The sequence below is a fragment of the Gilliamella sp. LMG 34360 genome (assembly GCF_984568995.1).
In genome coordinates, this window is record NZ_OZ474900.1 from 1,453,639 (window position 1) to 1,476,735 (window position 23,097).

The 23,097-nt window shown below is 34.6% G+C and carries 22 protein-coding genes and 1 pseudogene; 15 read left to right on the forward strand and 8 right to left on the reverse strand.

Going from position 1 to position 23,097, the window contains the following annotated elements:
- Positions 1 to 460: 460 nt before the first annotated feature.
- Positions 461 to 754 carry a putative quinol monooxygenase gene (locus AC5LW9_RS06465; protein WP_086327503.1) on the forward strand — a complete coding sequence of 98 codons (294 nt, stop codon included), beginning with the start codon at positions 461 to 463 and terminating at the stop codon, positions 752 to 754.
- 126 nt (positions 755 to 880) lie between these two features.
- Here AC5LW9_RS06465 and argS read toward each other — a convergent pair whose 3' ends face one another.
- Entirely contained in the window at positions 881 to 2,614 is a 1,734-nt protein-coding gene (argS, locus tag AC5LW9_RS06470; RefSeq protein ID WP_493456560.1) for an arginine--tRNA ligase, read from the reverse strand.
- A gap of 1,941 nt (positions 2,615 to 4,555) precedes the next feature.
- Here argS and AC5LW9_RS06475 point away from each other — a divergent pair.
- Genes AC5LW9_RS06475 through AC5LW9_RS06485 form a run of 3 tightly spaced genes read left to right on the forward strand, consistent with a single transcriptional unit; the run spans position 4,556 to position 6,749 of the window.
- Positions 4,556 to 5,341, forward strand: a complete 786-nt coding sequence (locus AC5LW9_RS06475) for a lysine/arginine/ornithine ABC transporter substrate-binding protein (protein ID WP_198236230.1) — start codon at positions 4,556 to 4,558, stop codon at positions 5,339 to 5,341.
- A gap of 3 nt (positions 5,342 to 5,344) precedes the next feature.
- Positions 5,345 to 6,028 carry an ABC transporter permease gene (locus AC5LW9_RS06480; RefSeq protein ID WP_493455365.1) on the forward strand — a complete coding sequence of 228 codons (684 nt, stop codon included), beginning with the start codon at positions 5,345 to 5,347 and terminating at the stop codon, positions 6,026 to 6,028.
- Between the two features lie 16 nt (positions 6,029 to 6,044).
- A complete protein-coding gene (locus tag AC5LW9_RS06485; protein WP_493456561.1) occupies positions 6,045 to 6,749 on the forward strand; it encodes an ABC transporter permease in 705 nt (234 codons plus the stop codon).
- Positions 6,750 to 6,870: 121 nt separating this feature from the next.
- Here AC5LW9_RS06485 and AC5LW9_RS06490 read toward each other — a convergent pair whose 3' ends face one another.
- Entirely contained in the window at positions 6,871 to 7,242 is a 372-nt protein-coding gene (locus tag AC5LW9_RS06490; protein ID WP_198236232.1) for a hypothetical protein, read from the reverse strand.
- Between the two features lie 51 nt (positions 7,243 to 7,293).
- On the reverse strand, positions 7,294 to 7,920 hold the full coding sequence (gene lexA / locus AC5LW9_RS06495; protein WP_065737288.1) for a transcriptional repressor LexA: 627 nt from the start codon (positions 7,918 to 7,920) through the stop codon (positions 7,294 to 7,296).
- A 404-nt stretch (positions 7,921 to 8,324) separates the two neighbouring features.
- Here lexA and coaE point away from each other — a divergent pair, with 404 nt between their 5' ends.
- The 4 genes from coaE to tsaD are packed head-to-tail and all read left to right on the forward strand — an operon-like array spanning position 8,325 to position 10,945.
- Positions 8,325 to 8,933, forward strand: a complete 609-nt coding sequence (coaE, locus tag AC5LW9_RS06500) for a dephospho-CoA kinase (RefSeq protein WP_198236233.1) — start codon at positions 8,325 to 8,327, stop codon at positions 8,931 to 8,933.
- Positions 8,934 to 8,935: 2 nt separating this feature from the next.
- Complete coding sequence (gene zapD / locus AC5LW9_RS06505; protein WP_493456562.1) at positions 8,936 to 9,673, forward strand: cell division protein ZapD; 738 nt, start codon at positions 8,936 to 8,938, stop codon at positions 9,671 to 9,673.
- 28 nt (positions 9,674 to 9,701) lie between these two features.
- Positions 9,702 to 9,920, forward strand: a complete 219-nt coding sequence (yacG, locus tag AC5LW9_RS06510) for a DNA gyrase inhibitor YacG (RefSeq protein ID WP_198231920.1) — start codon at positions 9,702 to 9,704, stop codon at positions 9,918 to 9,920.
- On the forward strand, positions 9,920 to 10,945 hold the full coding sequence (gene tsaD / locus AC5LW9_RS06515) for a tRNA (adenosine(37)-N6)-threonylcarbamoyltransferase complex transferase subunit TsaD (protein WP_198236235.1): 1,026 nt from the start codon (positions 9,920 to 9,922) through the stop codon (positions 10,943 to 10,945). The genes yacG and tsaD overlap by 1 nt, the downstream gene beginning before the upstream one ends.
- 106 nt (positions 10,946 to 11,051) lie before the next feature.
- Here the strand turns inward: tsaD and AC5LW9_RS06520 are convergent, their stop codons facing one another.
- Positions 11,052 to 11,408 (reverse strand): DUF4282 domain-containing protein, encoded by a 357-nt coding sequence (locus AC5LW9_RS06520; protein WP_198236236.1) that lies wholly within the window; start codon positions 11,406 to 11,408, stop codon positions 11,052 to 11,054.
- Between the two features lie 127 nt (positions 11,409 to 11,535).
- On the opposite strand from AC5LW9_RS06520, the gene ycaO reads away from it, so the two are divergent.
- Entirely contained in the window at positions 11,536 to 13,302 is a 1,767-nt protein-coding gene (gene ycaO / locus AC5LW9_RS06525) for a 30S ribosomal protein S12 methylthiotransferase accessory factor YcaO (protein WP_198236237.1), read from the forward strand.
- 76 nt (positions 13,303 to 13,378) lie between these two features.
- On the opposite strand, the gene AC5LW9_RS06530 is transcribed toward ycaO, so the two are convergent.
- Positions 13,379 to 14,209: a shikimate 5-dehydrogenase gene (locus AC5LW9_RS06530; RefSeq protein WP_198236238.1), complete on the reverse strand. Its 831-nt coding sequence runs from the start codon at positions 14,207 to 14,209 to the stop codon at positions 13,379 to 13,381.
- A 72-nt stretch (positions 14,210 to 14,281) separates the two neighbouring features.
- On the opposite strand from AC5LW9_RS06530, the gene AC5LW9_RS06535 reads away from it, so the two are divergent.
- Entirely contained in the window at positions 14,282 to 14,611 is a 330-nt protein-coding gene (locus AC5LW9_RS06535) for a nitrous oxide-stimulated promoter family protein (protein WP_144091910.1), read from the forward strand.
- A gap of 82 nt (positions 14,612 to 14,693) precedes the next feature.
- On the opposite strand, the gene AC5LW9_RS06540 is transcribed toward AC5LW9_RS06535, so the two are convergent.
- A complete protein-coding gene (locus AC5LW9_RS06540; protein WP_493456563.1) occupies positions 14,694 to 16,841 on the reverse strand; it encodes a TonB-dependent receptor plug domain-containing protein in 2,148 nt (715 codons plus the stop codon).
- Between the two features lie 207 nt (positions 16,842 to 17,048).
- On the opposite strand from AC5LW9_RS06540, the gene alr reads away from it, so the two are divergent.
- On the forward strand, positions 17,049 to 18,137 hold the full coding sequence (gene alr / locus AC5LW9_RS06545) for an alanine racemase (RefSeq protein ID WP_493456564.1): 1,089 nt from the start codon (positions 17,049 to 17,051) through the stop codon (positions 18,135 to 18,137).
- A 6-nt stretch (positions 18,138 to 18,143) separates the two neighbouring features.
- Positions 18,144 to 19,154, forward strand: a complete 1,011-nt coding sequence (gene mltG, locus AC5LW9_RS06550) for an endolytic transglycosylase MltG (RefSeq protein ID WP_172398402.1) — start codon at positions 18,144 to 18,146, stop codon at positions 19,152 to 19,154.
- Positions 19,155 to 19,273: 119 nt separating this feature from the next.
- Here the strand turns inward: mltG and AC5LW9_RS06555 are convergent, their stop codons facing one another.
- Entirely contained in the window at positions 19,274 to 19,609 is a 336-nt protein-coding gene (locus tag AC5LW9_RS06555; protein ID WP_493456597.1) for a YqcC family protein, read from the reverse strand.
- Positions 19,589 to 20,137: pseudogene (gene ampD, locus AC5LW9_RS06560) on the reverse strand (1,6-anhydro-N-acetylmuramyl-L-alanine amidase AmpD); the annotation flags it as partial. The gene AC5LW9_RS06555 and the pseudogene ampD, both read right to left, overlap by 21 nt.
- 203 nt (positions 20,138 to 20,340) lie before the next feature.
- On the opposite strand from ampD, the gene ppdD reads away from it, so the two are divergent.
- From ppdD to hofC, 3 genes are read left to right on the forward strand one after another with little or no spacing between them, the layout of a single operon-like run.
- Entirely contained in the window at positions 20,341 to 20,772 is a 432-nt protein-coding gene (gene ppdD, locus AC5LW9_RS06565) for a prepilin peptidase-dependent pilin (RefSeq protein ID WP_086326789.1), read from the forward strand.
- A 33-nt stretch (positions 20,773 to 20,805) separates the two neighbouring features.
- Entirely contained in the window at positions 20,806 to 21,915 is a 1,110-nt protein-coding gene (locus AC5LW9_RS06570; protein WP_493456565.1) for an ATPase, T2SS/T4P/T4SS family, read from the forward strand.
- A complete protein-coding gene (hofC, locus tag AC5LW9_RS06575; protein ID WP_493456566.1) occupies positions 21,912 to 23,087 on the forward strand; it encodes a protein transport protein HofC in 1,176 nt (391 codons plus the stop codon). Before AC5LW9_RS06570 ends, hofC begins: the two co-directional genes overlap by 4 nt.
- Positions 23,088 to 23,097: the final 10 nt, after the last annotated feature.

Sequence of the window (23,097 nt, forward strand, 5' to 3'; positions counted from 1 at the left end):
TTTAACATATCAAGCTAACCTATATTGGTTTATAAAACTATTGAAATTCTAACTAACTCGGAGTTAATAGCAAGCTTAAAATTTTAGAAAATATCTAAATAAATGAAATGGTTAAAGTATTATTTTTTAGATTTTTTCAAGCCTAAACTCAGGATTTTTATAGAATGGTTTTGGGTCTATGGCAATTTTTAACATATAACTCTATATTTTATATAAAGATTTACTAGTCCAAAAAACGAGATATTTTTATACTGAGTCTATATTTCAACTTTCAGATAAATATAGAAAAATTTATTGAATGTCTGCCATCATTTACTCGTGTATATCCAATCTCTATGTGTAATCAATGATGAGTAGAATAATTAAAAATAGACATCATGTTCGTAATCTCTTTTTATAAATCGGTAATTTTAGCTATACTCTTAACTTGATTATTTAGATTAAACATCAAGAGGTTTATATGAGCCATTTAAGTATTATCGCGACAATTACAGTTAAACCAGAATACTATGAAGCCTTTCAACCTATTTTAAAAAAACTTGTTGAAGAGAGCCAAAAAGAAGCTGGTTGCCTCCATTATGAACTTAATCAGAGTATTAGTAATCCTAATGTTTATGTAGTAATTGAAACATGGGCTTCTCAAGCGGCTATAGACAGTCATAACGCAATGCCACATTTTGTTGAGTTTGCTACGTTTGCCAAAGATCACGTAGACGGGTTAGATATTTGTGTAGCAAAACCTGTTAATTTCTAAAATCTTTTCAGGTTAACAATATATTTAAAGATAAAAAAGCCACCGATACAATTTTATCGGTGGCTTTTAAATGGATTTTTTGCAAGATAATTTTATTTACTTAATTACTACTAACTACCTTTTTAATTACATCTTATCGACGGTTTTAATACCTAACATATCAAGACCAACTTTAAGTGTTTTAGCCGTTAACGAAGCCAATTTTAAGCGGCTTTGTTTTAAGTTTTCATTTTCAGCCGTCAAGATAGGGCAGTTTTCATAGAAACTTGAAAACAGTGTTGCAATTTCATAAAGGTAAGCACAAAGCACATGTGGTGTACCTTCGTTTGCTACAGAAATGATCGTTTCATCAAATTGGATTAAACGAGTTGCTAAGGCGCGCTCTTTATCGCTGTCCAAACTTATATCGCCTGTTAAGCTATCTTCAGAAATATCAGACTTTCTAAACACGGACAGCACTCGAGTATAAGCATACTGTAAATAAGGCGCAGTATTCCCTTCAAACGACAACATATTATCCCAATCAAATACATAATCGGTAGTACGGTTTTTGGAAAGATCCGCATATTTAACGGCACCGATAGCAACGGCATCAACGATTTGGGCAAGTTCAGCTTCTGACAGATCAGGATTTTTGCTACGAATGAGCGAGCTTGCGCGTTCACAAGCTTCATCAAGCAAGTCATTTAATTTTACGGTATCACCCGAACGTGTTTTAAATGGTTTGCCATCTTTACCAAGCATCATACCAAACATATGATGTTCTAATTTCAATGATTCTGGAACATATTTAGCCTTATGTACAATCGCCCATACTTGCTCTAAATGTTGATGTTGACGAGAATCAGTATAATAAAGAATACGATCAGCGTGTAACGTTTCATAACGGTATTTTGCACAAGCAATATCGGTTGTTGCATATAGATAGCCACCATCACGTTTTTGGATAATAACGCCCATTGGTTCGCCTTCTTTATTTTTATACTCATCTAAAAATACAACAATAGCACCTTCACTCTCAACCGCTAATTTTTTCTGTTTAAGATCGGCAACAATACCCGGTAGCATACTGTTATAAATGCTTTCGCCCATGGTATCTTCAACTGTTAATGTCACATTTAATCGTTTATAAGTTGCGATGTTTTGTGTCATGGTAATATCAACAAGCTTACGCCACATATCACGACAATACTCATCACCGCCTTGTAATTTAACCACATAATTACGAGCTTTTTCAGCAAAGGCTTCATCTTCATCATAATGTTTTTTTGCTGCACGATAGAAAGATTCTAAATCCGAAAGTTCCATATCATTAGCATGTTCGTTTTGCATCTTTTCAAGATAAGCAATCAACATACCAAACTGTGTGCCCCAGTCGCCGACATGGTTAGCGCGAATGACATTATGACCTAAGAAAGATAATACCCGCACACTGGCGTCGCCAATGATGGTTGAACGCAAATGGCCAACATGCATCTCTTTGGCGACGTTTGGCGCTGAATAGTCAACCACAATCGTTTGTGGCTTAGCAGGTAAAGTAATATTGAGTTTATCACTGTTTAATGCGATTTCGTTCTGCTCGGCAATCCAACTATTTTTTAGAAAAATATTAATAAAACCCGGACCAGCAATTTCAACTTTATCGGCAATATCATCAATATCTAAATGCTGTAAAACTTTTTCTGCCAATGCTCTTGGTGGCATACCTAGTTTTTTGGCGGTTGCCATAATACCATTAGCTTGATAATCACCAAATTGCACTTTAGCCGACTGCTTAATCAAAGCATCACAGTTGTTATCGGCGCCAGCCAGAATCATTGCTTGCGAAACGCGTTGCGTTAATAATTGTTGAATATTCACACTAAACCTAATCGATTATAATAAAATGTCCAATATGATACCGACAAAGTGATAAATTGTCACTGTAGGATTAGTTTTAGAGGGCTTTTTTTTCGAATAGTGGGATTAATTTAAATGACTTGATGGCTATTTTTATAACAAAACTTATGTATGATTTCAAAAAGTTATTCAAACTACTAATCCATTAATTACGTCATCTGTTTTTTACTAATCAAATAAATTATCACTTCAAATAAAAGAAAACGAAACGGTATAGACTCCTGAATAATTTTTACAAAGTTATAACTGTCGTTTTGATGTGATTCGGTTTTTAATATTTTTATTATATTAGATTGATTATTTATTTTGGATTTAAACCTATAGAAGATTGGTTTAGTGAAGTGAGTTAATCATGTTCTTTAAAACATTTATGTAAACTGTTTTTATGCAATCAAGTTTATTATCCACACATTGGCAGTTTATTGAGGTAAAGATATTCCAGTAAAATTTATTCATATTCGATGATTAGTGCATGTAGGTTAAAAGAATCTGTAGCCAATTATCTCATTACATTTAATAACAATGATAAGTAGTCTTTTAAACAATTATTTCAACCTAAGAAAGCGAAACGGTATAGACTCCTGAATAATTTTTACAAAGTTATAATTGTCGTTTTTAATGTGATTGGGTTTTTAATATTTTTATTATATTAGATTGATTATTTATTTTGGATTTAAACCTATAGAAGATTGGTTTAGTGAAGTGAGTTAATCATGTTCTTTAAAACATTTATGTAAACTGTTTTTATGCAATCAAGTTTATTATCCACACATTGGCAGTTTATTGAGGTAAAGATATTCCAGAAAAATTTATTGGTATTCGATGATTAGTGCATGTAGGTTAAAAGAATCTGTGATCCATTATCTCATTACATTTAATAACGATGTTAGTAAGTAGTCTTTTAAACACTTATTTCAAACTAAGAAAACGAAACGGTATAGACTCCTGAATAATTTTTACAAAGTTATAATTGTCGTTTTTAATGTGATTGGTTTTTTAATATTTTTATTATATTAAATTGATTATTTATTTTGGAGTTAAACCTATAGAAGATCGGTTTAGTGAAGTGAGTTAATCATGTTTTTTAGAACATTTATGTAAACCATTTTTATGTAATCAAGTTTATTATCCACACATTGGCAGTTTATTGAGGTAAAGATATTCCTGAAAATTTATTAGTATTCGATGATTAATGCATGTAGGTTAAAAGAATCTGTAATCCATTATCTCATTATATTTAATAACAATGATAAGTAGTCTTTTAAACACTTATTTCAAATTAAGAAAATGAAACGGTATAGACTCCTGAATAATTTTTACAAAGTTATAATTGTCGTTTTTAATGTGATTCGATTTTTAATATTTTTATTATATTAGATTGATCATTTGTTTTTTGTTTAAACCTAAAGAAGATCGGTTTAGTGAAGTAAGTTAATCATGTTTTTTAGAACGTTTATGTAAACTGTTTTTATGCAATCAAGTTTATTATTCACATATTGGCAGTTTATTGAGGTAAAGATATTCCAGAAAAATTTATTGGTATTCGATGATTAGTGCATGTAAGTTAAAAGAATCTGTAGCCAATTATCTGATTACATTTAATAACAATGATAAGTCGTCTTTTAAACAATTATTTCAAGCTAAGAAGATGAAACGGTATAGACTCCTGAATAATTTTTACAAAGTTATCACTGTCGTTTTTAATGTGATTGGGTTTTTAATATTTTTATTGTATTAGACTTTTTATTTGTTTTTGGTTTAGAACTACAAAAGATAAGCTTATTGAATACTTTTTTATAAGAAAATCCTTATATTTTGCAGTAGGTTAATAATATTTTTTTATTATTAAAAATTTCGATAACCAGTTATATTACTTATTTAATAAATTATATGAGTACTAGGATGAAAAAATTTATAAAAGTATTATCTAGCATTGTCTTTTTAAGCATATCCCTAAACAGTCAGGCGGCATTACCTGAATCAATTAAAATAGGTTCTGATACTTCTTATGCTCCATTTGATTACATTGATGAAAATGGTGAAATTACGGGGTTTAACATTGAAATAACCAAAGCACTTTGTGAAAAAGCAAATGTAAAGTGTGTTTTTCAAACCACTGACTTTGATGCGTTAATTCCATCCCTTTTATCAAGAAAGATTGATATGATTTCATCATCATTGATGATGACTGAAAAACGTAAAAAGCAGATAGCGTTTTCAGATGAAATTTTTGCTACTAAATCACGTCTGATAACAAAAGAGGGCGCCAATATCCTGCCGACAATTGAGTCACTAAAAGGGAAACGAGTCGGCATTGAACAAGGCACTTCACAAGAACATTTTGCTAATGAAGTATGGCGTCCAAATGGTGTGACCATTGTTCCTTATCAAAATCAGTTACAAGTTTTTTCTGATTTAGTAGCAGGGCGTTTAGATGCAGCGCTGCAAGATGAAGTAACAGGAAGCTATGCATTTTTAAAACAACCTCAAGGAAAAGGTTTTATTTTTGCAGGTGAGGCACTTACGGATAAAAAATATTTTGATGTTGGGGTAGGTTTAGGATTCCGTAAAAAAGATAATGAACTTAAGGAAGCTTTTAACAAAGCACTTGTCGAGATTTTAGCCGATGGCACCTATAAAAAAATCAACGATAAATACTTTGATTTTGATGTTTATAATAAGAAATAAGTAATGCAGGGCTATAGTTTACTCATCTTTCAAGGTGCATTAATTACCATAGGACTGGCAATTGCTTCTTTAGTGGTTGCCGTTTTACTGGGCGTGGTTTGTGCACTTGGTAAATTGTCACATTTAAAATCATTGCGATTAATATGTCAGATTTATACTTCGGTCATTCGAGGTGTGCCTGATTTAGTGTTAATGATGTTAATCTTTTTTGGTTTGCAATTTGCAATCAATAATATAACTGATTTTTTTAATGCCGATATTATAGAAATAAATCCCTTTGTTGCGGGTATTTTAACGCTTGGATTTATTTATGGTGCGTACTTTACGGAAACCTTTCGTGGCGCTTATCAAGCCGTATCAAAAAATACCCTAAATGCAGCGGTAGCACTTGGATTTAGTCAGATGCAGGTATTTCGTTATGTGATGTTTCCTTTAATGATGCGTTTTGCCCTTCCTGGTATGGCTAATAATTGGCTCATTATATTGAAAGCAACGGCATTGGTTTCACTATTAGGACTATTTGATTTAGTTAAAGCGACTAAGACAGTAGGGGAAGCAACTTATCAACCGTTATTTTTTGCATTAATCGCAGCGGCTTTTTATCTGCTTTTTACCACTATTTCGATTCTTGTATTAAATTGGCTAGATAGGCGTTATTCAGTCGGCCTAACAAAAGCAAAATCATAAAAAAGAGCATCATAGAATGATAGAAATTCTTCAAGATTATTGGCAAGCTTTGTTATGGACTGATGGCTATAATATTACTGGCCTAGCTATGACGCTTTGGATCTTAATTTTATCTGTTTTGTTTGGCGGTATTTTGTCTATTTTTTTAGCCATTGGGCGTAATTGCTCAAATAAATTTATCAAACTGCCAATTTGGTTATTCACCTATGTTTTTAGAGGCACACCGCTGTATATACAATTACTTGTGATTTATACAGGAATTTATACGTTAAGCATTGTTAAAGATCACCAGTGGCTAGACGATTTTTTTCAAAGCGGTTTGAATTGTACTATTTTGGCTTTCACGCTTAACACTTGTGCTTATACAACTGAGGTTTTTGCGGGGGCTATACGCAATGTGCCAAGCGGTGAAATTGAAGCTGCAACGGCATTAGGCTTTAATCGTTGGCAATTATATCAATACATTATCTTTCCAAGAGCCTTTCATATTGCTTTACCCGCTTACAGTAATGAAGTGATTTTTATGTTACATTCGACGGCACTGGCATTTACGGTAACGGTTCAAGATGTAATGAAAATTGCTCGGGATATTTATGCTGAAACCTATCAACCTTTTCATGCGTTTGGTATCGCGGCAGTTATCTATCTTTGTGTGAGTTTTGTATTAATCTTTGGTTTTAAAAAGTTAGAGAAGTATTGTTTAGCATATCAGCATTATTAGTATCATTATTTTAAACATAAATATACAAAACAGTGTTTTGAATCAGTGGATTAAGATTTTATCGTAATAAAAAAATCAGGTTATCATAGTTGTGATAGCCTGATTTTTAAGATTTAATTATTTAATTAGTTGGATAGAAATCATTTACGTCATCATGATTACCATGGTCACTTGAGCCAGGTAATGCTCGAGTTCGATCGATCGGTACATAACTGCCACTTGGCGTTTCTATCTGACATTCGCCCAAATAGATGGAATATTTTGTTTGGGCATGCATACTTACTCCGCGAAAATAACAATGAGTGGCATTGTAGAGATCATTTCGACAAAGTACGGCTATTACCAACCAAACGCCAACAATTGACAATAATATCCACTTTAAATATTTCCAAGTAAACGACCAAAATCTTTGATTACGAATACGACAGTAAGCAACGATAAGTAAAATAACTGCAACAAATCCTAAAAATTCATATAACCAAAATAGCCACATATTGTTATCTCCTAATTAACAATTATTCGCCATTTTATACTAACTTTGTTCTTACATCCATGATCCATTACGAATTATACCAACAGCAATTCCCTCAATTGCAAAACTTTGCTGTTCAAGATCAACTTCGATAGGTGAGAACTCTTCGTTTTCGGCAATTAATTGTACATGTTTACCTTTACGTGAAAGTCTTTTAACTGTTACTTCATCATCAATGCGAGCAACGACGACTTGCCCATTTTTTACGTCTTGCGTTTTGTGTACGGCAAGCAGATCACCATCAATAATCCCGATGTCTTTCATTGACATACCATGAACTCTAAGTAGAAAATCGGCATGAGGTTTAAAAAGGGATGGATCGACTTGGTAGTGACTTTCAATATGTTCTTGTGCCAAAATTGGCGAGCCTGCTGCAACTTGTCCAATTAAAGGAATTCCCTGAAAATCATTTTGCTCTTCTTGCCTTTCCAGTAATAAACGAATTCCTCGAGATGATCCGGCAATCATTTCAATTGCCCCTTTTTTGGCGAGTGCTTTTAGGTGTTCTTCTGCTGCATTTGCTGAGCGAAATCCTAATTTTTGGGCAATTTCAGCTCGAGTAGGTGGCATACCGGTTGTTTGAATATTATCTTTGATTAAGTCATAAATCTGTCTTTGGCGTTCCGTTAATGGTCTCATTATTAATTCCTGTTTTTTTATACAGATGTATGTAATTATATACAGCTAAAAATATAAAACCAACAATTTTATTAAATTTATTTTCGGTATGATGATAAATCTAAGTAATAGTGGGATTTTTCTGAAAAATAAACACTATTTTTTCGACTATTTGAAAGACTATTCGTTTAAAACAGCTATTTATTTTAATCAATTGCGTAATAAAAAATAACCTAGTTTTATTATTTTTTAAAAATCAATTTGTTGATCAACTCTGATACTTTTTTGAAAAAATGTTGCTTATGATATCTAAACAAAATTCGCTGTTTTCTTTACGTTTTAGATAATTCGGCGTATGTAATGAAAATCACTTGTATGTTATACTATTAGAAGAATTTTATTTGATTGGATTTGGAATCTATTTCATGCCTTATATTGTAGCTCTGAGTGGTGGAATCGCTAGTGGTAAAAGTACCATCGCTAACCTTTTTGCTCAGTTAGGTGTGCCTATTATCGATGCTGATGTCATTGCTCGGCAAGTTGTTGAAATAGGAACCGATGCCTATAAATTGATTGTTAAACATTTTAGCCAAGAAATTTTATTACCCAATAATGAGATAGACCGTAGTCAATTAAGAGACATTATCTTCAATAATGATCATGAAAGACTTTGGCTAAATAATTTGTTACATCCAATCATTCAAGAACAAACACAAATCCAAATTGCCCAGCAAACTGCTGCTTATGTCATTTGGGTTGTCCCCCTGTTAGTTGAGAATAATTTATATAATTTGGCGGATAGAGTCTTAATGGTTGATACGCCAGAACAATTACAATTAGAGCGACTTATCCAAAGGGATAATATCGATGAATCGCTAGCAAAGAAAATGATATCGTCACAAATTTCTTCCCAAAAACGATTAACGTATGCTGATGATATCATTGTTAATAATGGTGATTTGACTTCATTAACCGCACAAGTAAATAAATTGCATCAACAATATCTGAATAACTTTAATATTAAGAATGGTTAAGTATGGATAAAATTATTTTTGAACATCCACTAAATGAAAAGATGCGAACATGGTTACGTATTGAATTTTTATTAAAGCAATTAAATTTGCACTGTCATTTTGATCAAAATAATGCACTTTTATTTTTTCATGCTCTATCTGAACTATTAGAAATCATTGAACGCAATGATGTAAAAAGTGAATTAATCAAGGAAATTGAGACCCAAAAAAATAGACTTTTATCATGGGTAAATATCGACGGTGTCGATCAAGAGTTATTGAATAATTTAATTAATCAATTTGATGCCTACTTGGTTAAATTCAACTCGGTTATGCGATTAGGGCAGGCCTTAAAAGATGACCGTTTGATTACTGCGATTCGTCAACGTTTAATGATCCCAGGAGGATGCTGTAGTTTTGATCTGCCATCCTTTTATTTATGGTTAGAGCAGTTACAAGAAAAACGTGATAGGCAAGTGCAAAACTGGTTACAACATTTGGCAATTCTTGATGAGGCCTTGTCATGTTGTATGCAAATGATTCGGCAAATGGGTGAATTTAAACCATTTGTTTGTAACAATAATTTTTTTCAAGAAACCAATGGCGAGTTTAATTTAATTCGAATACGTGTTTCATTGGATAAAAATGTTTATCCGCAAGTTTCTGGGCATATGTCTCGTTATAGTATTCGATTTATACCACTTGAAGCGAGTGAAAACGCCCATACCGAAGCAATCGAATTTGAATTAGCTTGTTGTTAACATTATTAAATATTTTAAAAGAGTTTAAATGAATAAAGAAACTATCCAATTTGTCAAATGTCCAACTTGTCAAAAGGATGTTGAGTGGTCAGACAAAAGTATATATCGACCGTTTTGCAGTAAACGCTGTCAACTTATCGATCTCGGTGAGTGGGCTAATGAAGAACACCGCATTGCAGATAAAGAGATATCTGAACAAGATCGTTGGAGTGAAGATGACCTTTCCGATTATGTAGGTAAACATTAATGAAAGTACTTGGAATTGAAACTTCATGTGATGAAACCGGTATTGCTATTTACGATGATGAGCAAGGCTTGATCGCAAACCAACTTTATTCACAAATTAAATTACATGCTGATTATGGTGGCGTTGTCCCTGAACTGGCCTCGCGTGATCATATTCGCAAAACAGTCCCTTTAATTCAAGCTGCATTAAAAGAGGCTAACTTAACCTCAGCGGATATTGATGGTGTTGCTTATACAGCTGGGCCTGGTTTAGTGGGAGCTTTAATGGTTGGAGCGTCAATAGGTCGTTCTCTTGCCTATGCTTGGAATGTCCCGGCTGTTGCAGTGCATCATATGGAAGGGCATTTACTTGCGCCAATGTTGGAAGATAATCCTCCGCAGTATCCGTTTGTGGCGTTACTTGTTTCTGGTGGGCATACACAGCTTATTAGTGTGACCGGTATTGGTCAATATCGCTTAATGGGCGAATCTATTGATGATGCCGCTGGTGAAGCATTTGATAAAACAGCTAAATTACTTGGTTTAGACTACCCAGGTGGTGCTAAACTTTCGAAATTAGCTGAGCAAGGTGATTCTTCTCGATTCCATTTTCCAAGACCCATGACGGATCGTCCCGGACTGGATTTTAGTTTTTCGGGATTAAAAACTGCTGCGGCCAATACTATCCATCAGTATAATCAAAGTGTTGATCTTGATGAACAAACGAAAGCCGATATTGCACGGGCGTTTGAAGATGCGTTAGTTGATACATTATTAATAAAATCTCGCCGATCACTTGAGCAAACGGGTTTTAACCGCTTGGTGATTGCTGGTGGGGTAAGTGCCAACAAAACATTACGTAATAAATTAGCTGAGCTGATGGCACAACGTAAAGGTCAGGTTTACTACCCTCGCATAGAATTTTGTACAGATAATGGCGCTATGATTGCCTATGCAGGTATGATCCATCTAAAACAACAACAGTATAGCGATTTAGCAATTAATGTCCGACCAAGATGGCCGTTAAGCGAGCTAAATGTGTCATAATGTTATTTATTAATGGTTGGTCTGTTATTCGATTTAAATTTTTTTAGGGAATGATTTTATTAAAGTGGGAATTTTTCCCACTTTTTATGTGACTAGAAAACTAAAATTAATTTTGGCTAATTGTCGTTTGATCATCTGAACGATTATTAAGATCATCTTTATTTAATGCTAACTTTTCGATGTTTCGGTTAATATTAAATAAAACACATATTAATTCAAAACCAATTCTGGCTGAAATAATTCCAACTACAAGAGTAACAATACCGCTAATAAGCGTAAACATTCCACCAAAAAAGCTGTATTGAAAACTTGCAAAACTAGCAAAAATCACACCCAGTCCGCCCAATGCGATAAAAACTAATGTTATCCAATAAATAACAGTAATGAATACTGGAGTGATCATTTTTTTGAAAAAGAAAAAGTCAGCTAGTGAAAAATTCTCAGAATTTACTATTTTTTTCATTTTATTTCCTTAATTAAAAATTATTGATGATTAATACTTTTAATTTAGATCAATAGCGTATACATTTAAGAATAAATCTACCAATAAAGCAATATTTTTATCATATAAAAAACTTTTGAGAAACTACATGAAAACTTTTATCCCCGGCAAAGACGCTGCCCTTGAAGATTCTATTAACTATTTTCATCAACAATTAGCTAACTATAATTTAGAAGTGAAAGAAGCTTCTTGGCTTAACCCTGTGCCAAATGTTTGGTCTGTTCATATTCAAAACACCGAATGCCCGCTTTGTTTTGCCAATGGTAAAGGAGCAAGTAAAAAAGCTGCGTTAGCGTCAGCGCTTGGCGAGTATTTTGAACGATTATCGACTAACTATTTCTTTTCAGATTTTTATTTGGGTGAAAGTGCAGCCAATGCAGATTTTGTACACTATCCAACAGAAAAATGGTTCCCAATCCCTGAAGATGGGTTTTTACCTGAAGGATTATTATCTGAAAAATTGCTTGAGTTTTACAATCCCAATGACGAATTGACGGCTATGGATTTAATTGATTTGCAATCAAGTCATCCGCAACGAGGCATATGTGCTTTACCTTTTGTTCAACAGTCAGATCAAAAAACAGTTTATGTGCCTGTCAATTTGATTGCTAATTTATACGCTTCTAATGGTATGTCTGCTGGTAACACCCGTAATGAAGCTCGAGTACAGGGGCTATCCGAAATTTTTGAACGTTTTGCCAAAAATAAAATTATTGCTGAGGCGATTAGTTTACCGCTTATACCAACTGATGTGATTAATCGCTATCCTGAGGTGTTAGCAGCAATTGAGGCGCTAGAAAAAGAAGGATTTCCGCTTTACTGCTTTGATGCGTCTCTTGGTGGGGAATTTCCAGTAATTTGTGTCGTGTTATTTAATCCTCAAAATGGTACGAGTTATGCGTCGTTTGGAGCGCATCCTAATTTTGGCGTTGCCCTTGAAAGAACCGTTACTGAACTATTACAAGGTCGTAGCTTGAAAGATCTTGATGTATTTTCGCCACCAAGCTTTGATAACGATGATGTCGCAGATTTGAGTAATTTAGAAACACATTTTATCGATTCAAGTGGTTTAATTTCTTGGGATCTATTTAATCAACAATCTGATTATGAATTTGTGGATTGGGATTTTTCTGGAACCACCGAACAGGAATTTGCAAACTTAATGGCGATTTTTAACCGCTATGAAACCGAAGTATTAATTATGGATTATGAGCATTTAGGCGTCTATGCTTGTCGAATTTTAGCGGTTGGAATGTCAGAAATCTATCCACCAGAAGATTTGTTGTTTGCCAATAATAATATGGCGATTCATCTGCGAGATCTGATTTTATCGTTGCCTTATGAAAAGCTGACTGCTAAACAGTATCTTAATATTATTGAACAATTGGATGAAGAAGGCTTAGATGATTTTGCCCGAGTTCGAGAATTGCTCGGTATTGCAACTGGACCGGATAATGCTTGGCTAACGTTACGTATTGGTGAACTCAAAGCGATGCTGGCATTGGCTGCAAAGGATTTAGAGCAAGCCCAAGCTTGGATTGATTGGACGGTTGAAATGAACGAGTCAATTTTTACCCCTCAACGCAATCATGCTTATCGTTGCTTACAAACATTGGTTAATTTTATTCTTGAGCGAGATAAAAAACAGTTCAACCATTATCAAGATGCATTTTATAAAATGTATGGTAAAGAGTGTGTTGATGAGATGTGGCAATATGCCAATGGCGAAAAAACGTTTTTCGGATTAGCTGATTTAATCTCGGCGGATAAATCATCCAACAACAATTTGCAACAATTTGCAATGCATCAAAAGTTATTGTCCGTGTACCAGAAATTACACCAAGCTATGTTATAAACGCTCTGTTATTAAAGAGTAGATCATCCACTTTTGATACTATTCCACCCATAGAGTGGGTGGAATAGCCTGTTATTTAGCCTTGTCTAGCAAAATCCCCAGCTTGCTTCACTAACTCTTTACTTGGCGTAACGCCTGTGTATAACACAAATTGTTCGAGAGCTTGTATTACAGCGACATCTGCACCCGAAATAATGGTTTTATTAAGTGATTTGGCCAATTTGATCATAGGTGTTTCTACGGGCAGAGCAACTACATCAAATACAATATCGGCATTTTCAATCATTGATTGTGGAAAGGCCAAATCGTTGGCTTCAGCACCGCCCAGCATTCCAATCGGCGTTACATTAATAATGAGTTTTGCCTGTTTGGGTGCGATGTCTTGCTCATTTTTAACCCAAGCATAACCATAACGCTTGGCTAAAGCTTCACCTTTAGTTTGGTTGCGTGCCGCAATTATGCCATTTTTAAAACCTGCATCATAAAAGGCTCCAATCACCGCATTGGCCATTCCGCCACTTCCTTTTAATACAAAAGGAGTATTATTATCAATGTGATTTTCTTCAATCAGTTTAGCAACAGCAATATAATCGGTATTATAAGCCTTTAAATGGTGATCAGTATTAACAATTGTGTTGACCGATTGGATCGATTTTACAGAATCATCCAATTCATCAATAAACTCAATACACGCTTCTTTATAAGGCATTGAAATAGCGCAGCCACGAATGGCTAATGCTTTGATACCATAAATCGCATCTTTTAAGTTATTAGTGGTAAAGGCTTTATAGAGATAATTTAAATTAAGTTGTTCATATAAATAGTTATGAAAACGGGTGCCAAAATTGCTAGGTCTTGCTGAAAGGGACATGCAAACGGTGGTATCTTTGTTAATAATTCTTGCCATTACAACGAATCCTTGTGATCATAATTAAATTCATATTTATTTTAACACTTTATTCATCTGACATGTAAGATTATGGTTGCTAATAATACCGGACCCAAAATACAAGAAGAAAAGAAAACCGTTAGTGCAATGATTTATCTATATTGCAACAAACATCATCACTCTAAAGCTAATCAGTTATGTGAAGAATGTAACGACTTATTGCAATATGCCATGCAACGCTTAACCATGTGCCGTTTTGGAGAGCAGAAAACGACCTGCGAGCGTTGCCCAAAGCATTGTTATCGTAAGGATTATAAACAGAAAATTAAACAAGTTATGCGCTTTTCAGGCCCTCGAATGATTATCCATCATCCTATTATGGCGTTTAAGCATTTGTATAAAAATTTGACCCGAAAATAGCGTGACTAATCTATTTTACTCACTCAAAACGATTCGATGTTGATCATAATCACTCATGAGTGAGCAAGGTTAATCTTTCAATCTAAAATTTCATACTTGCACTAATTATAGCGTGGAATTTAGCCGCAGGAATCGATTCATAAGCAGTCCTATAGTTCTTATTTAATATATTATTGAGATCTATCCCAATATGGTACTGACGATCTAAACCGAACGAGGTGGTTGCCGATAAGTTGAGCGTTGACCAACCACTGTAATGATACACCGATGAATCACTACGTTGTGTGGCTTTAGTCGCAAATCGCATAAACAGATCGGAATCGATATCAAATTTATCAAAGTAAGCAGTATGTTTTATGCCTGCATTCCCTGTAAAGCGTGGGTTGCCAGTATCATAAGTTGTATAGGTTTCTGTTTCAATTTTACGACGTAAATAATTGCCTTTTAGATAAGGGGTAACGGGTAGTTCTAAATATTCAATACTCAATTCAAGACCATGAGTTTTGGCTTTATTGGCATTACCGTAATAAGTGTAATTTCGCCCAGATGTGCCATCACAAATCGCCGAACCATTACAATTCATTTGCGTAATATAATCTTTTGCATCTGAAAAATAAATCGCCCCATCAATTAACCATTGGTTATTATTATAACGTAACCCAATTTCGTAGTTATTGGATTTTTCAGCTTTTAAATTAGCGTTACCATAGATTGTTTGCGAAGCCGCTGAAGTGACTGCATAAAGATGTGAAAGTGTTGGATAAACATATCCTTGGGCAAAAGAGGCTCTTAATTGCGTATGTTCAATTCCAGAATAGGTTAAACCTGACGATACAACAAAGTTATTGTCATGATCTTTCTTTTTGCCATCAATTTTATGATTGGAAGACGTCGCACCTATAACTGGAACTTTATTGATTGTCGTGTGACCTTTTTTTAGTTTTGATTGAACCCAATATTGGCGAGCGCCAATATTCCAAGAAATATCATCGGTAATTGCCCAATCATTTTGGCCAAAGAGTGAGATACTTGATTGTTGCCATTTATTGGTTAGATATTTGTGTTGTGTATAACTTGCTTTTGGTGAAGGCATTTTTGATACGACGACATTATGTGAATCTTGATCGACATTATCTTGTTGATATTGCATACCCGTAATAAGATTCATATCCTTGCGTAGCTCAAAATCTGATTGCAATGTCATACCATACGTTTTTTGTTCATCATCAGTTGCGGTATTAGTTGTAACATTCATAATAGGTGCAGGTGATACCACAACATGATTTCTAAATTGACGATTTAGTTTTTGTGCATAAGCATCATAATGAAGTTTTTTTAAGAAATCACCATTAGCTTCATAATCATAAAACAATCCAACTTTTTCTCGTTGTAATTTGGGTAGTTTTACCCAGAATTCTTTAACCTGTGGAGAGTTGTCATCTTTATCAGTATAGGTTTTCGTATCAAGTTTATAACGATCTAGTGAGATACCCAATTTATGTTTATCCAGATTAAGCCCAAACCATGAACTTAAACTGTTATTACCAAAATCGGTATTGTGTAGTTTGCCTTGATAGGCTTTGCGATCATTATTTTCAGCATAAGTTCCACTAATACGGTAATCAAAAATACCGTCAATTGAACCGTTTACGGTACCCATCTCAGTAAAACCATCTGTCGATTGATTATAAATAAATTTCATATCACCATTGATGGAAGAACCATTTTTGCTACCTTTACGTGTAATAAAATTAACCACACCACCAATAGCTTGTGAACCGTATAATACAGAGTGAGGTCCTTTAATCACCTCAATGCGTTCAACCGATTCCATATCAATTAACACACCGGCACTCGATCCGTGTCCGGAACGATGATAAGTTACTTCTTGCCCATCAATTAACATTAAAATGCGTGAAGGCGCTTCACCACGGAGCATGATCTGTTTGCGTCCAGCAAGAGCATTATCGGTAATTTCAACTCCAGGGATGTCACGTAATGCTTCAACAACAGAATCACCATTTTGCTTATCAATATCATCTCGATTGACTGCATTGACTGATACTGAGCTGTCCCAAACAGTTTTTTCATTACGATCGGCTGTCACAATAATGGTATCTTGTGGATTGTTTTTTCGCTCTTCTGCAAAAGTATCCATACAAAAGCAGATATTCAATATTGCTATATAACAGCTTGGTTTAATGAAATTTTTGGTACTAATTGTTCTCATTATCTATTTTATCCTGTACAGCTTTAAACTATTTATGTAAATTTAATGCAAATGATAATCATTATTATTATATGTGTAAATAATTAAATTAATTAGAATTGTGAAAATTTTAATGGTAAAAATAGTTTTTTTTATGAAAAGAAAAATTTGTCATTATTGATAACAATATTTACAATGATGACTTAAGAAAAATTTAGGTTGATAAAAATGTCTATCGCAGTAATAGAAGTTAATCGTCAAGCAATTGTTCATAATGTCGAGTATATTCGAAAAATTGCACCAAATAGTCAATTGGTGGCAACCATTAAAGCAAACGCGTATTCGCATGGAATTGTAGGTGTGGCTGAACTGTTACAAAACATGGTGGATTGTTTTGGTGTAGCACGGATTTGTGAAGCAATGCTGTTGCGTCAAAAAGGGATCAATACTCCTATCATATGTTTAGAAGGTTTTTTTCCACATGATGATATAGTTGATTTAGTCGATTTTAATATCCAATCAGCTGTTCACAGTCAGTGGCAAATTGATGCATTACAATCATCTCCTCTAGAAAACGAAATTACTGCATGGTTTAAACTTGATACAGGGATGCATCGTTTAGGATTTAATCTTGAGGAAGCAAAGGCAGAATTTTATCGCTTAGCCAGTTGTTCGGTGGTACGTAAACCAATTAATATTATAAGTCATTTCAGTTCTGCAGATGAATTAACCTCAGAACAAACCGCAAAACAGATCAAATTGTTCGATCAATTCATTGCCTCAATCGAAGATAAATCATTAATTGGAAAATGTTCAATAGCAGCATCAAGTGGTACGCTTGCTTGGACGCAATCACAACGTGAAATAGTGCGCCCTGGTATTAGTTTATACGGCATTTCACCCTTTAATGATCCCATTGCTGAATTGAGACCAGCCATGACATTCAAATCGGAACTTATTGCGGTACGCAGCCATAAAAAAGGCGAATCCGTCGGTTATGGTCAGATCTGGTGTAGCCCGCGCGATACAAAACTTGGCGTCGTAGCCATGGGATATGGAGATGGTTATCCAAGAAATATTCCCGAAAATACGCCCGTTTTAGTGAATGGTCGTAGAGTGCCGATTGTTGGTCATGTATCAATGGACATGATTGTAGTCGATTTAGGTATCGATAGTCAGGAAAAACCAGGTGATGAAGTGATCTTTTGGGGACAAGATTTACCCGTTGAAGAGATCGCTAAATACATGGGCATTAGCCCTTATGAATTAGTTACACGCTTAACTGCACGAGCAAAAATCCATTATGTAGATAGATAAGTTATGATTAAGAAAATATTTTTATATACGTTATTTACCTTTGTTGCAATTGTCGTTGGTTCTTTCAGTATCTGTTACTATTCTTTACAGCAATTTTCCAAGCAGCAAATTAATGTGACACCTGATAATCAAATGTTTGTTTTGAAAAAAGGCACATCAATGCATCAATTAATTACTCAACTCAAAGAGACGAAATTGATGGATAGAGCTTTCCTGCTGCCTTATTTATCTAAGTTAGATCCCTCCTTAAGCTCCATCAAAGCTGGAACGTATCAACTACACCCTCATATGACCGTCGAAGAATTTTTGCGCTTATTAGTATCAGGTAAAGAGAGTAATTTCTCTATTCAATTTGTTGAGGGTAAACGTGCTAAAGATTGGCTAAAAGTGATTCAAAACACGCCTTATATACAGCAAACTTTGGCTGGCAAAACAGACGAAGAGATCGCAAAATTATTAGGGATTGAAGGTTCAATTGAAGGTTGGTTAACCCCTGATACCTATCTTTATACGGCAGATACGTTAGATATTAATATATTAAAACGTGCGCATATGACTATGAAAAGCAATTTACAAAAAATATGGGGTAACCGCGATAATGATTTACCTTATCAATCACCTTATGAAATGTTGATTATTGCTTCAATCATTGAGAAAGAAACGGCTCTTAGTTCTGAGCGCGCCAATGTTGCTTCAGTGTTTGTTAATCGCTTAAAAGCCAAAATGAAGTTGCAAACCGATCCTACTATTATTTATGGTTTAGGCGATAATTATACTGGAGTGATTAGGCGTATAGACTTAACAGATACCCAAAATCCATATAATACCTATGTTATTGATGGATTACCGCCAACCCCCATTGCTATGCCAAGCTTAGCCTCATTAGAAGCTGCGGCGCACCCAGCTAAAACAAATTATCTATTCTTCGTAGCCAATGGCACAGGTGGACACACGTTTTCTGATAATTATGGAAATCATCTACAGGCAGTCAATGAGTATCGTAAATTGTCAAAATAGGGTGATTAATTTTAAAGTCACCTAAATGAGATTAGAGGTATTCTCAACTGTTTTGATTGACTCCATATTGATGTTAACTTGAAAATTACCGCAAATTGAATGCGGTAATTTTTTTATCTTTATTTTTGTGAGGAGGATAATTCATCAAGCTGTTTAATCAGATTTAATAAATTATGAAAGTTTGCTTCTTCATCTTTTAGTGCTTCTTCAAAGTACGGATGTAAAGCAAATTGAGGTAAATTGGCATTAGCTTCAATAAGTGCTCGCATGCGTGGAATAAAAATCCATTGTAACCATTCATGGGCTTGCATAGTATCAAGCGCAAAGGGTTGCTCACTTAAAAAGGCATCAGGGTTCGGTGGCGATGTTTGCCACAATGCAATTTTTTGTAGCTCTGCGATAATTAACTCAAGTTGTTTTTCAAATCGTTTGACTTGTGATTTTTGAGTAAGCAATCCTCGATAAAATTGCCAATCAAAACATGGACCAGGATCCGTTTTACGGTCGGGCGCAATATCACTATGACCGATAATATTTTTTATAGCATAAGTTTGTTGTAGTAATAAGGTTACCGCTGCAAGTTGTTGATACTGTATATCTGTAAAATTATCAGTATCACATCCCTCCATTTCAATACCAATTGAAAAGTCATTACAGTTTTCTTGCCCCTCAAAGATTGACTTACCTGCATGCCAAGCTCGTTTATCGAACGGTACAAATTGAATGATTTCTCCGTCTCGACGAATGAACAGATGAGTTGATACTTTTAATTGATAAATTGTTGCAAAGTAGGGATGTTCATTCGGATCAAGTTTACCGGTAAATAACTGTTCTACATAAGGTCCACCGTATTGATTAGGTGGTAAGCTGATATTATGGATCACCAGTAAAGATATGGATTTATCGGTTGGGCGTTCATCATAAAAAGGCGAAATGATCTGTTTGACCCCTTGTAACCAACCATTAACAATTTTTAGTGACATAGTAAACTCCAACTCATTTTAAAAGATCTTTCATTCATCAGCTTATCTTTGCGACATATTTCACAAACAAGGCTTACTAAATTCGGATCGTTGCAAACATAATGCATTCTTTTTTCCAGAATATCGATTTTCGTATTATTTCATTTTTTTGTTTTGCTATAAAGGCAGAACTTAAATCATTTGCTTTGTTTCCCGAGGAATTTATGTCCAATCAATCAGGATTTACTTTATTCGAACTAATGATTGCAATTGTTGTAATCGCTATTTTAACTGCCATTGGTTTGCCTGCTTATCAAGGATATGTAAAAAAAGCGGCTTTAACTGATATGTTGCAAACGATGACGGCTTATAAGACAGCCGTTGAAATTTGTGCAATTGAACAAGGAAATTTAACTCATTGTAAAAGTGGTAGCAATGGCGTGCCACTGACTAAAAGTACGAATTATGTTACATCCGTTACCGTTACAAATGGCGCGATTACATTAGTGGGTGCCAGTGCTTTGACCGGGTTAACGACAACTTTAACACCCACTGAAAATAGTGCTCATGGCGGATTAGATTGGACACGAACTTGCTTAACTTCACCACTAGATGACAGTTTGACAGCTGCATGTGAAGATATTTTCAAATTCTAATCTCGTAAAAATTCAGAATAAGGAAAATTTATAATGCAAGAAGAACAGTTAGTTGCCAGCCTTGATAAATTACTCCTATCGGCGTTGGATAAACGCGCTTCGGATATTCATTTTGAACCTTATCAAAATTACTATCGTATTCGAATGCGTATTGATGGTGTGCTGCAAGATATGCTTACACCACCATTATCATTAGCCAAACAAATAACGGCTAGATTGAAAATTATGGCCAATCTTAATATTGCTGAGCAGCGGTTACCCCAAGATGGACAATTGGTGATTGATCGTTATGCCATGCGAATAGCAACTTTACCCGTCATAAACGGTGAAAAGATTGTATTACGTGTTATGGATAATCATGACTCTGAGTTGACTATTAATGATTTAGGTCTGAGTATTGATGATTTAAACCATTTTCAGCAAATACTTGATTATCCGCAAGGGTTAATTTTAGTAACGGGGCCAACTGGAAGTGGTAAAACCGTGACACTGTATAGTGGACTGAAAAAGTTAAATCGCAGTGATCGAAATATTTGCAGTGTTGAAGATCCGATTGAAGTGCCAATTGAAGGTATCAATCAAACTTCTGTGAATGTTAAAGCCGGTTTGACTTTTTCTATCATACTACGTGCACTATTAAGGCAAGATCCCGATGTGATGATGATCGGTGAAATTCGCGATCAAGAAACCGCAGAAATTGCTATTCAAGCAGCACAAACAGGACATTTGGTTTTATCAACATTACATACTAATTCAAGTATTGAAGCGTTGACACGTTTAAATCAAATGGGCATTGAAAATTATCTGCTCTCATCCAGTTTGAAGTTGATTATTGCACAGCGATTAGTGCGTAAGCTTTGCAATAGCTGTAAAGTTGTGGCCAACCAATTAATTTTTTTAGCTGATGAAACTATCCCGCATTATGTTGCATCGGGATGTTCACATTGTGTTGGCGGTTATAAAGGACGAATTGGATTATACGAATTTCTGGTAATCACTCCAGAAATTCAACATCAAATATTGACTCATCAGCTTCGTGCGCCATCCAATATGATCACCTTAAAAAAAGCAGGTCAGAAAATGGTCAAAGAGGGTATTACCTCCGTTGCCGAATTGTATCGTGTTTTAGGTGATTTTGTATGAAGAGGCTCTATTTTTGGTATGACTTGGATTTTCATCAATATCAAATAATCGCAACTTCACAAAGTGATGCCAAAAAACAGCTATTATTACAAGGTAAATTAGCCATAAAAGTAAAAGCGGGCAATTTTATAACGGCGCGTAGCTTTAACCGATCGGAATTACTGAATATAACGACACAATTGGCAACGATGTTAAAGGCTGGATTATCGATAATTGAAAGTCTAAATTTATTGGCGGAAGAAGAATCTAAACCTCATTGGCAATATTTAATAAATGAAATTGAGGCGCAAATTGTAAAAGGTGAGCCCTTATCCAGTGCATTAGCCAAATATAATTATGTGTTTTCTTCACTGTATTGTGAAATTATTGCCACAGGTGAACTGACGGGTAAACTTGATGAGAGTTTTGAGCAATTAGCATCATTGCTCGAAAAATCCATTAAATTACAAAAAAACCTTAAAAAAGCAATGCGGTACCCTGTGTTTTTATTATCGGTAGCCATAATTGTAAGCTTAGTCATGTTATTATTTGTTTTACCAAAATTTGCTGATATCTATCATGATTTTGATGCAGAGCTTCCTTTTTTTACTCAGTGCATTATTGATATTGCTGACTATCTGCAACAAAGCTGGCAAATAGGGTGTATGATTTTAGTAGGGAGTTTTTTTGTTTTTCAACGTTACGTTAACAAGCAATACCGTAACAAAATTGAAATCGCCTTAATGAAAATCCCTTTTGTTAATAAGATCATTCAAACAAGCTGTTTAACTCAAATTTTCCAAACAATTGCGATCACTCAAAAAGCCGGAATTCCGTTATTGGCGGGTTTAACCGCTGCGGCTAATGCTTCTTACCATTGTATTTATCGTAATAGTATTTTACAAATCATTTCAGGCATTGAGCAAGGGCACTCATTCAGTCATGTTTTACATCTACAACCCTGTTTTCCTAACTTGTGCCGTCAGTTAATTCATGTCGGTGAGCAATCTGGTACTTTAGATCTGATGTTAAGTCGTTTAGCCCTTTATTATGAAGTACAGAATCAAACATTGATAGAAAATCTATCCCAAGCTTTTGAACCTTTATTGATGTTAGTCTTGGCTGTGATCATTGGTGGTTTAATAATTGCTATGTATTTACCGATATTTCAACTCGGAGAAGTAATTCACTAATGATAATGCT

What these genes read in the sequence shown, in the direction of transcription:
- AC5LW9_RS06465 (WP_086327503.1), top strand. Translation starts at nt 461, where the DNA reads ATGAGCCATTTAAGTATTATCGCGACAATTACAGTTAAACCAGAATAC.
- AC5LW9_RS06475 (WP_198236230.1), top strand. Translation starts at nt 4,556, where the DNA reads ATGAAAAAATTTATAAAAGTATTATCTAGCATTGTCTTTTTAAGCATA.
- AC5LW9_RS06480 (WP_493455365.1), top strand. Translation starts at nt 5,345, where the DNA reads ATGCAGGGCTATAGTTTACTCATCTTTCAAGGTGCATTAATTACCATA.
- AC5LW9_RS06485 (WP_493456561.1), top strand. Translation starts at nt 6,045, where the DNA reads ATGATAGAAATTCTTCAAGATTATTGGCAAGCTTTGTTATGGACTGAT.
- AC5LW9_RS06490 (WP_198236232.1), bottom strand. Translation starts at nt 7,242, where the DNA reads ATGTGGCTATTTTGGTTATATGAATTTTTAGGATTTGTTGCAGTTATT.
- lexA (WP_065737288.1), bottom strand. Translation starts at nt 7,920, where the DNA reads ATGAGACCATTAACGGAACGCCAAAGACAGATTTATGACTTAATCAAA.
- coaE (WP_198236233.1), top strand. Translation starts at nt 8,325, where the DNA reads ATGCCTTATATTGTAGCTCTGAGTGGTGGAATCGCTAGTGGTAAAAGT.
- zapD (WP_493456562.1), top strand. Translation starts at nt 8,936, where the DNA reads ATGGATAAAATTATTTTTGAACATCCACTAAATGAAAAGATGCGAACA.
- yacG (WP_198231920.1), top strand. Translation starts at nt 9,702, where the DNA reads ATGAATAAAGAAACTATCCAATTTGTCAAATGTCCAACTTGTCAAAAG.
- tsaD (WP_198236235.1), top strand. Translation starts at nt 9,920, where the DNA reads ATGAAAGTACTTGGAATTGAAACTTCATGTGATGAAACCGGTATTGCT.
- AC5LW9_RS06520 (WP_198236236.1), bottom strand. Translation starts at nt 11,408, where the DNA reads ATGAAAAAAATAGTAAATTCTGAGAATTTTTCACTAGCTGACTTTTTC.
- ycaO (WP_198236237.1), top strand. Translation starts at nt 11,536, where the DNA reads ATGAAAACTTTTATCCCCGGCAAAGACGCTGCCCTTGAAGATTCTATT.
- AC5LW9_RS06530 (WP_198236238.1), bottom strand. Translation starts at nt 14,209, where the DNA reads ATGGCAAGAATTATTAACAAAGATACCACCGTTTGCATGTCCCTTTCA.
- AC5LW9_RS06535 (WP_144091910.1), top strand. Translation starts at nt 14,282, where the DNA reads ATGGTTGCTAATAATACCGGACCCAAAATACAAGAAGAAAAGAAAACC.
- AC5LW9_RS06540 (WP_493456563.1), bottom strand. Translation starts at nt 16,841, where the DNA reads ATGAGAACAATTAGTACCAAAAATTTCATTAAACCAAGCTGTTATATA.
- alr (WP_493456564.1), top strand. Translation starts at nt 17,049, where the DNA reads ATGTCTATCGCAGTAATAGAAGTTAATCGTCAAGCAATTGTTCATAAT.
- ppdD (WP_086326789.1), top strand. Translation starts at nt 20,341, where the DNA reads ATGTCCAATCAATCAGGATTTACTTTATTCGAACTAATGATTGCAATT.
- AC5LW9_RS06570 (WP_493456565.1), top strand. Translation starts at nt 20,806, where the DNA reads ATGCAAGAAGAACAGTTAGTTGCCAGCCTTGATAAATTACTCCTATCG.
- hofC (WP_493456566.1), top strand. Translation starts at nt 21,912, where the DNA reads ATGAAGAGGCTCTATTTTTGGTATGACTTGGATTTTCATCAATATCAA.